The organism is Caballeronia sp. ATUFL_F2_KS9A, assembly GCF_023630765.1.
Lineage (GTDB): Bacteria > Pseudomonadota > Gammaproteobacteria > Burkholderiales > Burkholderiaceae > Caballeronia > Caballeronia zhejiangensis.
Window position 1 is genome coordinate 1 of sequence record NZ_JALQEK010000034.1, and the last position, 12324, is coordinate 12324.

General features: G+C 62.5%; 15 protein-coding genes. 10 read left to right on the top strand and 5 right to left on the bottom strand.

The genetic code is table 11. The features are described from left to right. Both NCS67_RS24110 and NCS67_RS24115 read left to right on the top strand, forming a co-directional pair. On the top strand, positions 1 to 363 hold a 363-nt coding region (locus tag NCS67_RS24110; protein WP_250436944.1), incomplete at its 5' end, for a hypothetical protein. Continuing rightward, a complete protein-coding gene (locus NCS67_RS24115) occupies positions 339 to 1085 on the top strand; it encodes an SDR family NAD(P)-dependent oxidoreductase (protein ID WP_008349161.1) in 747 nt (248 codons plus the stop codon). The genes NCS67_RS24110 and NCS67_RS24115, both read left to right, overlap by 25 nt. Before the next feature lie 10 nt (positions 1086 to 1095). On the opposite strand, the gene NCS67_RS24120 is transcribed toward NCS67_RS24115, so the two are convergent. Then, a complete protein-coding gene (locus NCS67_RS24120) occupies positions 1096 to 1782 on the bottom strand; it encodes a CBS domain-containing protein (protein WP_008349162.1) in 687 nt (228 codons plus the stop codon). A 118-nt stretch (positions 1783 to 1900) separates the two neighbouring features. Between NCS67_RS24120 and NCS67_RS24125 the strand changes: the two genes are divergently transcribed. The 3 genes from NCS67_RS24125 to NCS67_RS24135 all read left to right on the top strand — a co-directional run bounded on the left by NCS67_RS24125 (position 1901) and on the right by NCS67_RS24135 (position 4628). Next, entirely contained in the window at positions 1901 to 2248 is a 348-nt protein-coding gene (locus NCS67_RS24125) for a hypothetical protein (RefSeq protein ID WP_250436936.1), read from the top strand. A gap of 587 nt (positions 2249 to 2835) precedes the next feature. Further along, positions 2836 to 3933, top strand: coding sequence for a glycosyl hydrolase (locus NCS67_RS24130; protein ID WP_175982103.1), 1098 nt, complete (start codon positions 2836 to 2838; stop codon positions 3931 to 3933). A gap of 278 nt (positions 3934 to 4211) precedes the next feature. Further along, complete coding sequence (locus NCS67_RS24135) at positions 4212 to 4628, top strand: ferredoxin reductase domain-containing protein (RefSeq protein WP_008349165.1); 417 nt, start codon at positions 4212 to 4214, stop codon at positions 4626 to 4628. Between the two features lie 9 nt (positions 4629 to 4637). On the opposite strand, the gene NCS67_RS24140 is transcribed toward NCS67_RS24135, so the two are convergent. Then, positions 4638 to 5291, bottom strand: coding sequence for an HAD family hydrolase (locus NCS67_RS24140; protein ID WP_250436937.1), 654 nt, complete (start codon positions 5289 to 5291; stop codon positions 4638 to 4640). Positions 5292 to 5446: 155 nt separating this feature from the next. Here NCS67_RS24140 and NCS67_RS24145 point away from each other — a divergent pair, with 155 nt between their 5' ends. From NCS67_RS24145 to NCS67_RS24165, 5 genes are all read left to right on the top strand, one after another. After that, a complete protein-coding gene (locus NCS67_RS24145; RefSeq protein WP_250436938.1) occupies positions 5447 to 6673 on the top strand; it encodes an FAD-dependent monooxygenase in 1227 nt (408 codons plus the stop codon). Between the two features lies 1 nt (position 6674). Next, positions 6675 to 7430: a maleate cis-trans isomerase family protein gene (locus NCS67_RS24150; RefSeq protein ID WP_284504150.1), complete on the top strand. Its 756-nt coding sequence runs from the start codon at positions 6675 to 6677 to the stop codon at positions 7428 to 7430. A 675-nt stretch (positions 7431 to 8105) separates the two neighbouring features. Continuing rightward, positions 8106 to 8921, top strand: coding sequence for an alpha/beta fold hydrolase (locus tag NCS67_RS24155; protein WP_250436940.1), 816 nt, complete (start codon positions 8106 to 8108; stop codon positions 8919 to 8921). 17 nt (positions 8922 to 8938) lie between these two features. Further along, on the top strand, positions 8939 to 9979 hold the full coding sequence (locus NCS67_RS24160; protein WP_008349171.1) for a 2,5-dihydroxypyridine 5,6-dioxygenase NicX family protein: 1041 nt from the start codon (positions 8939 to 8941) through the stop codon (positions 9977 to 9979). Continuing rightward, entirely contained in the window at positions 9976 to 10605 is a 630-nt protein-coding gene (locus tag NCS67_RS24165; protein ID WP_250436941.1) for an isochorismatase family protein, read from the top strand. Before NCS67_RS24160 ends, NCS67_RS24165 begins: the two co-directional genes overlap by 4 nt. Here the strand turns inward: NCS67_RS24165 and NCS67_RS24170 are convergent. The 3 genes from NCS67_RS24170 to phbB all read right to left on the bottom strand — a co-directional run bounded on the left by NCS67_RS24170 (position 10571) and on the right by phbB (position 12116). Continuing rightward, a complete protein-coding gene (locus NCS67_RS24170; RefSeq protein ID WP_250436942.1) occupies positions 10571 to 10909 on the bottom strand; it encodes a hypothetical protein in 339 nt (112 codons plus the stop codon). The genes NCS67_RS24165 and NCS67_RS24170 overlap by 35 nt on opposite strands. A 165-nt stretch (positions 10910 to 11074) precedes the next feature. Continuing rightward, on the bottom strand, positions 11075 to 11293 hold the full coding sequence (locus NCS67_RS24175; RefSeq protein ID WP_008349174.1) for a hypothetical protein: 219 nt from the start codon (positions 11291 to 11293) through the stop codon (positions 11075 to 11077). A gap of 79 nt (positions 11294 to 11372) precedes the next feature. After that, on the bottom strand, positions 11373 to 12116 hold the full coding sequence (gene phbB / locus NCS67_RS24180; protein ID WP_008349175.1) for an acetoacetyl-CoA reductase: 744 nt from the start codon (positions 12114 to 12116) through the stop codon (positions 11373 to 11375). Between the last annotated feature and the right edge of the window lie 208 nt (positions 12117 to 12324).

Below are 12324 nucleotides of genomic sequence, written 5' to 3' on the forward strand. Positions count from 1 at the left end.
GCGGCAACGGTGGTGGCGGCAACGGCGGTGGCGGCAACGGCGGCGGCGGTCACGGTGGTGGCGGCAACGGCAGTGGCGGCAACGGCGGCGGCGGCAACGGCGGCGGTCACGGCGGCGGTGGCGGTCACGGTGGCGGCGGAGGCCACGGCGGCCGGTAACCTGGCAGCATGGCGCAAGGAAGAACCGATGCTCTTAACCCGGCATCGGTTTTTTCCTTTACTTGCCGTAAGCGCCTCGCGCGTATCCGCGATACCCGATCATCGATCGCATCGCGATCAGCGAAATCATCACGACGCGCGCAAACTGGGCCCTTCTGACCCACGACGAAGGATCGCGCCATGCCCTCTCACACTCTCGATCTGAACGGCCGCGTCGCGCTCGTGACGGGCGGCTCACGCGGCATCGGTCGCGCGATTTCGCTCGCTCTCGGCGCATCCGGTGCATCGGTAGCGGTGAACTATCGGCAGCGCGAAAACGAGGCCACCGGCGTGGTCGCGGAAATCGAGCGCGGCGGCAATCGCGCGATCGCGGTACGCGCCGACGTGTCGACAGGCAACGACGTCACCGCGATGATCGACGACATCGTTCAACGCCTCGGCCACATCGACATCTTGGTGAACAACGCGGGCACGGCGACGATGATCGATATCGACGATCTCACGGAAGCCGAGTTCGACCGCACGCTCGCCGTCAATCTGAAGTCGGCGTTTCTCTGCACGCAAGCCGTGCTCCACGGCATGCGCGCGCGGCGCTGGGGACGCATCGTCAATCTGTCGTCGGCGGCGGCGCGCGGGCCGGGTTTGGTGGGCGTTCACTACAACGCATCGAAGGCGGGCCTCGAAGGTCTGACGCGCGGTTACGCCGCACGGCTCGCGCGCGATGGCATCACCGTCAACGCCGTCGCGCCCGGACCGATCGACACCGAAATGGCCGAACCGCTCAAGGCGTCGAACGTTGCGGAGCGGCTGCCCGTCGGGCGGCTCGGAGAAGCGGACGAAGTCGCGGACGTCGTGATGACGCTAATCGGCAACGCGTTCATCACCGGACAGACGATTCCGGTGAACGGCGGCGCCAGCTTCATCTGAAGAGACGCTGCTACACCCTCGGCGGGCCGACGTGCGTGACGACTTCCTTCACGCCCGGCGCGTTTTCGGCCGCGACGCGAACGGCCTTCGCTTCGTCGTCGTTCGTGACCGTCATCCACAGATGCACGGTCCCGTTTTCGACGATGACGTTCTCGCGAGCGAGCGCCCACGGATGGCCCGACATCGCCGCGATGACCGCCTCGCGGATCGAGTGATCGGTGATATCGGCATCGACGGGCAACTCGGGCGCCATCGTGACGAGCGCGCGAATCAGATTTGCGCGGCTCACCACGCCGACCACCTTGCCGTCGCGCAGCACCGGCACGCGCTTGATGCGCTTGCGTTCAAGCAGCTCGGCGATGTCGGCGACGGGGCATGTTTCGCTCACGGTCGCGACGTCGGTGGTCATCACGTCGCTGACCTTGCGCGCGTGCTCCTTGACATACTGGCTCGCCAGTTCGCGCGTCGATGCAACGAGTTCGAGCCACCACGCACGCTGCTTGACGCCGGTCCCGATCTCCGCGCGATGCATCAGGTCGCCCTCGGTGACGATGCCGAGCAGGTTGCCCTCCTCGTCGATCACAGGCATGCCGCTGATGCCGGCGAATACCATCGTGCCCGCGGCCTGGCGCACGGACATATCGGGACTGGCGGAAACGATCGATGTCGTCATGATGTCGGCAGCTCGCACGTTCATCTCCCTCTGAAAAGACAGTGGCGTTATGGATAAGCGTTATGGTGCCTGCGGCGTCGGGTCGTCGTCCGGCCGGCGCGTGCGTCGAGCTTGATACAGGTCAACGGTCAGAATGCGCGCGATGAAGAAACGGAACCGCCCTCTCGCACCGCTGCTCGCGATGCGAACCCATCATCGGGAGCTTGATGAACGATACAACAGAACGCGCTGCGATACCGATCTCAAGTATGCGCTCACGCGGTTCGAGCTGAAGGTCGAACGCGCGCTCTTCGGCCTGCGCACGATCATGGACGAATCCGTCGAGTTTTGCGCGAATCACAGGCGCACTGGAGAAACGGTCATTCTTCCGCCGTCGAGTGCCATCTATCGGAATTCGACCACGTACACATCGACGCAGCAGTCGAATCTCGGCCCGACGCTTCCGCGATGCAACATCGAAAGAGAGCGCCGGGAAGTCTGTACCGCCTGATAACAAAGGCCGTCAGAGCCGTCGGGAGAATTTACTGACTCCAAACTCGATTCCGAAGAAGTAAGTTTTTCTGCCACCGCAACGCCGCAGCAGATTTTTTTACTGTGACAGACGTTTACATTCATCTCATAAGACGATAACCTTGCAGCCGTTGATCAGGTTTCGGCAACGGTTGCCGAGGTAGCGGAAGAACTCCGAAACGATTCGGCAAGTTTGACTGCAAACGCGCAAACGTTACCTATCCGACGACGATGCCTTCGAACTGAGCAGGTTTGTCATTTCGTAAGGCCCACGAGAGCGAACGCAATCGTTTGCTCGACTCAGCCATCCAGAGCGCCTGCTGCATCGCGCAATGGACCCAGCAGTGAATCCGTGCCGTTCAGTCTGTCCTTTAGCGCCTAACTTCGGCGTCGAGCAAACAGTCTGTCCTGAGCATGTAGTTTGGATGACTAACGAGTGTCATTTCGACGACAAAGGGATCAGACGATCGCCACGTTTCCGAGTGGCATCGTGAATCACTGAAGAGGTCCGGGCAGCATTCTGGGTTTTACGAGCCTTACGCAAGTACATTAGTACCACTAAACACAATGACGAACCTTAACCAGACCTCGCTTCGTAACTTCAACGTTTTCTCGGCTCGCAAGGCCGCAGCGATCGCCACGGCAGCGCTTACGAGCGTGCTGCTCGCCGCGTGCGGCGGCGGCGGTGAAACCGCGTTCGACGACGCGACTGCCAAGAGCGCCGCCGCTCCGGAATCGACGGCGAAAGCGGCAACGAGCACGTCGATCTTCTACGGCGCGAACGGCCGCAACACGAACGGCGGCGCGTACGACTCGACGCCCGTGGCGACGCAGCTCGCGCAACTGAAGGACATCGGCGCGACGATCTATCGTAACGACGTATACAACCTGGCGTCGGCGAAGGTCATCGCGAAGATGGCGCAGACGATGGCGGCGAGCGGCGTGACCGTGTATCCCGTGATCCTGCTCGGCACCGGCTTCAGCAACGAACAGGATGCGTACAACGCGGCCTACACGCTCGGCGCGCAAGTCGCGAGCACGTACAAGTACAAGTACTACGAAGTCGGCAACGAACTCGAAGCGACGGCGCTGAACGGCAACGTCGACGGCACGAGCTGGACGCATTACAAGAATCAGCCCTACGTCGTCGCGCGCGGCGTGATCCGCGGTCTCATCGCCGGCGTGAAGTCGAAGGACAGCACGGCGAAGATTGTCGTCAACGGAACGTGGCTGCACTACGCGTTCTTCCAAATGCTGATGGACGGCTCGCAGCCGGACGGCACCCGCGGCCACCCGACGGTTAGCTGGGACATCACCGCATGGCACTGGTATTCGGATCAGGGCAACATGACGCGCGCATGTGGCGGCACGGGTTGTTACGACATGCTCGGCGTTCTCCATTCGTTCGGCAAGCCGGTGTGGCTCAGCGAATTCGGCGTGCGTCCGAACTACGGCACGGATCAGCAGATCGCGAACTACATGGTCGGCAGCATGATGATGGCGCAGTACCAGAGCGTCGCATCGAAGTACAACATCCAGTCGATCCAGGCGTTCGAGCTCTATGACGACAACGAAGGCAACTTCGGGCTGATGAAGTCCGACGGTCAGACGACGAAGCCCGCTTACTGGTCGTACAAGAACTTCGTTGCGACCCACCCGATGTAATTGCGCGGGGCATAGTCACCCCGTTTAACTGACCCAACGATCAACGAGCGACCCACAGTGGTCGCTCGTTGCGTTTTGAGCCCTTAAAACAGGCGGTTTCCTTATCGGCGCGGCCGTATGACTGGTATTCCGTCATGGCGGCTTGTCGGCGGCTGCGGTCCACCCTACTCTGACTGCGAGCCTGCCCCGACGATCACCGCCGGGTTTGGCCATCCCATTCGATCCATACACTGCCTCATCTTCCGTTCGCGGAGGATGCCGGTCCTATTGGAGAAGATATGCGCGACAACCTGATTCCGGTCATCGAACGCGACGTGCTCAAAGAGCGCGTGCGATCCATTCTTTATTGCGGTGAATCCGGCGCCGCGTCGATCGTCGGAATCGCGAAGCGGCTCGCGTCGGCGGGCAGGCAGTTCGAAGTGCACCACTTCGCGCGAGCGGCCGACCACGCGATGTTCGTCGATGAATTCGACGCACTGCGCGAGCACGGCAAGATCTACCATCATCTGGACCTGACCGATGATCTCTTCGCACAGGAAAGCGCCTTCACCATGAGTCCGACGCGCGCTTGCACGCAAATCTACTGCAGCGGACCGCCCGCGTTCACGGATCTGGTCGAGCGTCAGGCGCGAGAATGGGTGCACGCCTCGAACATCCACAAGATCGTGCTCAACGATCTCGCTGCGCGCAACTGACGCAAGCCGTCAAAGCGCCGCGGGATCGAGACCCAGCGCCTCTGCCAACTCGCGCGGCGAGCGCACGACCTGCGCTTCCCTGGGGAAAAGCGCGGCGCCTTCATCGTCGAAAGGCCATGCCAGAACGCGCATATGCGCCGCGATGGCGGCACGCGCGCCGGTCGGACTGTCCTCGACTGCGATCACTTCCTCGGGCGTGAGCCGCAAGAGCCACGCCGCGCGCTCGTACGGCTCGGGACTCGGCTTGCCGTTGCGAACATCGTTGACGCTGATGCTCACGAGCGAAGGCTCTTCGATACCGAGCGCACGCAGATTCGCTTCGAGCAGCATGCGCGATGCATTCGACACGATCGCCTGCGTGATGCCCGCGGCCTTCGCGGCGCGATACACCTCCAGCGCGCCGGGACGCGGCACGAGCGCGGCCGCATTCTCCAGATACGTCCGCGCGCGAAACATCGACCAATCCGCGAAGTCGACCGTCAAGCCGAAGCGCTCACGACACAGCGCATGCACCTCGCGCCCCGTCTTGCCGAAGACGAGCGGATGCATCTCCTCGCCCGCCTCCACGCCGTGCCGCGCGAGCGCAGCGATCAACGTCTTCAGATGCAGCGACTCGCTTTCCGCGAGCGTGCCGTCCATGTCCCACAAAATCGCCTTGATCAAAGCCTGACTCTTCCTTGTCGTATGCGGACGGTCGCCGCGAAATGGGCGCAGCCTATCACGCCGTCACGAGCATCGTCATTGCCGTTGCATTTATTTATACGGCCATATAATATCGACATCAATCCATACGACTCAATCTTCGGAAGGACGAGATCATGAGCAGAACACTTCGCGTCGGCGTTGTCGGCGGCGGAATCGGCGGGGTCGCATTGACCGGCGCGCTCGCGCGGCACGGCATCGAGGTGCGGCTTTTCGAGCGCGCGGGCGTTTTCGGCGATGTCGGCGCGGGCATCCAGATGACGCCCAATGCGGTGAAGGTGCTGCAGGCGCTCGGCATCGGCGATGCGCTGCGCGATGTCGCGTTCGTGCCGCAAGCGATTGTCGGGCGCAACTGGGAGACCGCGCGCGAGAACTTCCGCATTCCGCTCGCTTCGGAATGCCCGAAGCTGTATGGCGCGCCGTTCTATCACGTGCATCGCGCGGATCTGCATCGCCTGCTGACGACGCTCGTGCCCGCCGATGCCGCGCGTCTGTCGACGAGTTGCATCGACATTCGGCAGGAGAGGGACGCCGCCGTCGCCGTCTTCGACGATGGGAGCGAATTCGAAGCGGACGTGATCGTCGGCGCCGACGGCGTGCGTTCCATCGTGCGCTCGAAGCTCTTCGGCGACGAAGCGCCGCGCTTCACGGGCAACATGTGCTTCCGCGCCGTCGTGCCCTTCGATGAGACGCCCGAATTCGTGAGTCCGGATTCGTCGTTCTGGCTCGGGCCGCACGCGCATGTCGTCACGTATTACGTGCGTGGCGGCGCGGCGGTGAACATCGTCGCGGTCGCGGAGACGCAGAGCTGGGTCGAGGAATCGTGGAACGCGAAGTCGAGCCGTGAGGAATTGCTCGACGCGTTCGAAGGCTGGCATCCGAATTTGCAGCGTCTTTTCGAGCGCGCGGAATCGGTCTTCAAATGGGGCTTGTTCGATCGCGATCCGATGCGGACGTGGTCGCGTGGCAACGTCACATTGCTCGGCGACGCCGCGCATCCGATGTTGCCGTTTCTCTCGCAAGGCGCGGCGATGGCAATCGAAGATGGCTACGTGCTCGCGCAATCGCTCGCGGCGCATGGCACGGACATCGCGCACGCATTACACGACTACGAGGCCGAGCGTCTGCCGCGCACGAGCCGCGTGCAACTCGAATCGCGCGAGCGGGGCCGCACGTATCACTTGCCGAGCGCGTTCGCGCAGAGAAAGCGCGATCTCATCTACAAGTTCAAGTCGTATCTGAATCCGCAGGCGTCGGGCATTCAGGCCAACTGGGTCTATGCGTACAACGCAACGGATTTCGCGCCGCGCGCGGCTGTGTCCAACGTTTCAGCGGAGGTTTGAGATGCCGGGAAAGGTTTATCGCATCGGGCAGATCGTCCCGAGTTCGAATACGACGATGGAAACCGAAATTCCGGCGATGCTGACTGCGCGTCAATCCATCGAACCGGAGCGTTTCACCTTTCATTCGAGCCGCATGCGGATGAAGAAGGTCGTGAAGGAAGAGCTCGCCGCGATGGATGCGGAGTCGGACCGCTGCGCCGTCGAGCTTTCCGATGCGCGCGTCGATGTGCTGGGTTATGCGTGTCTCGTCGCGATCATGGCGATGGGGCGCGGTTATCACCGCGTATCGCAGGCGCGTTTGACTCGGCATACGGCTGCGAATGGCGGCGAGGCGCCGGTTGTGACGAGCGCTGGTGCTTTGGTCGATGCGTTGAAGGTGATGAAGGCGAGACGCGTCGTCGTGGTGGCGCCTTATATGAAGGCGCTGACTGAGCTTGTGGTCGACTATATTCGAAGCGAAGGGTTCGATGTCATCGACTATCGCGCGCTCGAGATTCCCGACAATCTCGATGTGGCGCGGCATGATCCGGTTCTTCTGCCCGCTATCGTGCAGTCGATGCGCTATCAGGACGCTGATGTCGTCGTTCTCTCCGCTTGCGTGCAGATGCCGTCTTTATCCGTTGTGCCGATGGTCGAGGCGTTGACCGGGAAGCCCGTCGTGACTGCTGCAATCGCTACTACTTTTGCGATGTTGTCTCAGCTTGGGCTCAAGCGGGTTGTGCCCGGGGCCGGGGCTTTATTGTCTGGGGCTTATTGATTTTTTTTTCTTCGCCGGATCCCGTTTTCGCGTCGGTCTATTAGCGTTGCCCCTGTGCGGGGCGGCACCTACTTTCTTTGCTGCTGCAAAGAAAGTAGGCAAAGAAAGCAGCTTTTCAGGCCCGCGGTCACACGCAATTTGGGTAGTCCTCTCGTCCCAGGCGGCACTCGCCTAAAGAGTGCCCTCATCACAATAACGGGGCTTGGCTCGCGCACGGTCCGCCGCCCGAAAACGTTGAGCGCGCTGGTTCAGCACGAAAGAGCTTCGGCACAGCGCTACGCGCTGCCGCCGGGTATGCAAGGGAAACCAACGTGCGGCACTTGCGGAGAGATGGATACGTTAGTAGAGAAGCACATGCATCCCCGATTGACCGGTCGGCCGCGAAGCGGGCTGGAGCTATTTGGTGCTGAACCAGCTTGTTGTGTGGTGCGATGTGGCAGACCGTGCGCGATCCAAGCCCGGTCGGGCCTATGAGGGCACTCTTTAGGCAGCCCACGATGGACGAGAGGACTACCCAAATTGCGTGTGACCGCGGGCGTATCAGTAGCTGCTTTCTTTGCTTACTTTCTTTGCAGCAGCAAAGAAAGTGAGTGCCGCCCCGCACAGGGGCAGTGCTAATAGACCGCCACGACAACGGGATCCGGCGAAAACGGAAGTAAACGAGAAAGACACACGATGAAATCGACCCTACTCTACGGCGCAAACATCAACGCAAACGGCATCCGCCAACACTATCTGCGCTACGGCGGGCCGCAAACAACCCACGATGCCATCGTGCTAATCCCCGGCATCACGAGCCCGGCCATCACCTGGGGGTTCGTCGCCGAAACGCTAGCCCGCCACTTCGATACCTACGTGCTTGACGTCCGCGGCCGCGGCCTCTCCGAAGCCTCATCGACGCTCGATTACAGTCTCGACGCGCAAACCGCCGATCTCATCGCGTTCATCGAAGCGATCGGCCTAAAGCAAGCCAACGTGCTCGGCCATTCGATGGGCGCACGCATCGCCCTGCGCGCCGCACGGCAAACAAAGTCCATCGCGCGACTCGCGCTCATCGATCCGCCCGTGTCCGGCCCGGGCCGTCGCGCCTACCCCGCGCAACTCGCGTGGTACATCGATTCGATCGCGCTCGCACGCAAAGGCATCGACGTAGAAGGCATGCGCGCGTTCTGCCCGACGTGGACCGACGAGCAACTGCGCCTGCGCGCGCAATGGCTGCACACCTGCGATGAACGCGCGATCCGCGCGAGCTTCGAAGGCTTCCATACGGACGACATCCACGCCGACATGCCGCACGTCACGCAACCCACGCTGCTGATGTCAGCCGGCCGCGGCGACGTGATCCGCGATGAAGACATCGCAGAAATGCGCGATCTGATGCCGCAACTCGAAGTCGTGAAAGTGCCGAACGCAGGCCACATGATCCCGTGGGACGACGAACAAGGCTTCTATCGCGCGCTCGGTTCGTTCTTCGGCGCAACACTCACCTGAAACGTAGGCGACACATCATGCCAATCAGCGACCATCAACTGATTCAAGCGTGGAAAGAGGTGCTCACGCTGTCGCGCCTGAAAGCAGGCCAGACCGTGACGATACTCACCGGCGCCGCAACGCATCCGCAAACGCTCGCCTGCGCCTTGATTGCGACGCAATCGATGGGCGCCATCGTCAACCGGCTCGATCTTCCGCCCGTCAACGGCGAGAAGGCGCTGAGCCGCGACGCCCTCGCCTATCTCGGCGAAACGCCGCTCACCGGAAACCGCGCGGCCATCGCGGCCCTCAAGGCAAGCGATCTCGTGCTCGATCTGATGACGCTGCTTTTTTCGCCCGAGCAACACGACATTCTCGCGTCGGGCACGAAGATCCTGCTCGCCGTCGAACCGCCCGAAGTGCTCGTTCGCATGACGCCGTCGCTCGACGACAGAAGGCGCGTGCTCGCCGCCGCGAAGCGCATCGAACAGGCGCGCGAGATGCGCGTCACATCGAAAGCGGGCACCGATCTGCGCTGTCCGCTCGGCGAGTTTCCGGCCATCGCCGAATATGGTTTCGTCGATGAACCCGGCCGCTGGGATCATTGGCCGAGCGGTTTCGCGCTCACCTTTCCCAACGAAGGCGGCGCGAACGGGCGCATCGTGATCGATCGCGGCGACATCCTTCTGCCGCAGAAGAGCTATTGCACGGAACCGGTCGTGCTGACCGTCGAAGGCGGCTACGCGCGCCACATCGAAGGCGGCGTCGATGCCGATCTCCTGCGCGAATACATGCTCTCGTTCGACGACCCCGAAGCCTTCGCGATCTCGCACATCGGCTGGGGCCTGCAAAAGCGCGCGCACTGGTCGACGCTCGGTCTCTACGATCGCGAGGCGACGCTCGGCATGGACGCCCGCGCGTTCGACGGCAACTTCCTGTTCTCGCTCGGCCCGAACAACGAAGGCGGCGGCAAGCGCACGACGGCTTGCCATATCGACATCCCCTTGCGCCGCTGCACCGTCTCGCTCGACGGCGTGGACGTCGTGCGCGAAGGCAGAACCATCGAGGAAACGTCATGAACGACGAGGTTTATCAGCGGCAAGGTTTCGGCAACGACCTTCGCATCGAAGGCCGCATCGGACTGTTGATCGTCGACTTCGTGAACGGTTTCGCCAATCCGGACGTGTTCGGCGGCGGCAACATCGCGCAGGCGATCGAGCGCACGGTGCCGCTGCTGCGCGCGGCGCGTGAGTTGCGCTGGCCGATTGCGCATAGCCGCATTGTCTATGCCGATGACGACGCCGATGCCAACATCTTCTCGCTCAAAGTCCCCGGCATGCTGACGCTGAAAGAGCACGCGCACGACAGCGCGATCGTGCCGCAACTCGCGCCGGAAGACGGCGAGCTCGTCGTGCGCAAGAACGTGCCGTCGGCGTTCTTCGGCACGTCGCTCGCCGCGTGGCTCACCATGCGCGGCGTCACCACGCTCGCCGTCGCGGGCGCGGTGACGAGCGGCTGCGTGCGCGCAAGCGTCGTCGATGCGATGCAGTGCGGCTTTCGTCCCGTGGTGCTATCCGATTGCGTCGGCGATCGCGCGCTCGCGCCGCATGACGCCAACCTTTTCGATATGGCGCAGAAGTACGCGGCCGTGATGTCGTCGGATGAATTGCTCAGCCGCGCGCGTCGGTCTCCGGCACGCAGCTGAACGATACGGTCGATGTCTGCTCTTGAAGCGAGCGCACGCCGCTCGTCGCTTCCGACCGGATCGCGACGCGTTGCGCGCGCTGCTTGCAGTATTCGGAGGCGGCGTCCATCGCCGCGTTGCGCGCCGTCACCCACGACATGCGCGTGCCCGTCGCCTTGCCGGTGACGGTGTAGGTGTTGGGCTGCGCGCCGGCCGTGACGCCGTTCGTCGTGCCGCAGGCCGCGAGCAGACACGCGAGCGCGAGCGCGCCGAACGCGCCGAACCTGCGCGGCGTCGAAATCATCGATCTGATGTAAGAGAACATGCTGGCGAACCGTGAATTTGAGACACGGCCGAATGGTACAAGCGGACGCGAATTTCTTCACGGATCAGAGGAATGACGCTGCACGACGGGGCCGGACAAGCGGCGGCGCGGGCCTTGCCTGCGCGCGTTTTCACGGTCGACCGCGTGCGCGCTTTGTTGCTCCGCTCAGGCCTGAGCGATGCGATCCAGCAGGCGTTGCAGGCGCGAATGCTGCGACGGCGCGAGTCCCGGTGTGGAAAGCGCCTGCACGACGCGTCCGCGCCAGTATGTCTTGGAGAAGAGCGAGTTCGCGCCTTCGAGGCTCAGCACTTGCTCGAGATGTTCGATCGCCGAATCGAGATGACCGACGCTATAAAGGAGTGCGCGCGCGCTGACGTTGTGCATGGCACGGGTGTTTCAGATGAAGATCGATTCGATGCGAACACGAAGCGGCGCGCGCTGACACACGCGCCGCTCGCGGACATCAGCTCATGTGCTGGCCGCCGTTGATCGCGATGTTCGAGCCGGTGACGAAGCCCGCGTCATCGGAGCACAGGAACGCGACGAGCGCCGCGACTTCCTCGGGCTTGCCGAGACGGCCCGCCGGAATCTGCGGAAGAATCTTCGTGTCGAGGATTTCCTGCGGAATCGCCGTCACCATCTTGGTCGCGAGGTAGCCCGGCGAAATCGTGTTCACCGTCACGCCCTTCTTCGCGACTTCGAGCGCGAGCGACTTCGTGAAGCCGTGCATGCCCGCCTTCGCCGCCGAATAGTTCGTCTGGCCGATCTGACCTTTCGAGCCGTTCACCGACGAAATGTTGATGATGCGGCCAAAGCCGCGCGACACCATCTCTTCGCAGACCGGCTTCGTCATGTTGAAAACCGAGTCGAGGTTGGTGCGCAGCACGGAATCCCAGTTCACCTTCGTCATCTTCTTGAAGGTCGTGTCCTGGGTGATACCGGCGTTGTTCACGAGGATATCGATCGGGCCGACTTCAGCCTGGATCTTCGCCACGCAGTGCTGGGCGGAATCGTAATCGGCGACGTCCACGCCATACGCGCGGAAGTTGTAGCCCTGGCGGTCCATGCTCGCAAGCCATTCGCCGACTTTCGCGTTGCCCGGCGAATGCGTCACGACGACCGCGTAACCCGCGTCGTGCAGCTTCATGCTGATTGCTTCGCCCAGACCGCCCATGCCGCCCGTCACCACTGCGATTCGCTTAGTCATGCTGATACTCCTCGTCATTTCTCTCAGGTTAATGAATCTCGGAATGGCGCCGACGCGGCCATCTTGCCCAACGCTGATATTGTTTTGATGACGCGTCGGGACGCGCGCGCGGCGCCGTCGTACTGCATTCGTTACGGACGTTCCACCGCCAGCGCGACACCCATGCCGCCGCCGATGCACAGCGACGCCAGACCCTTCTTCGCATCGC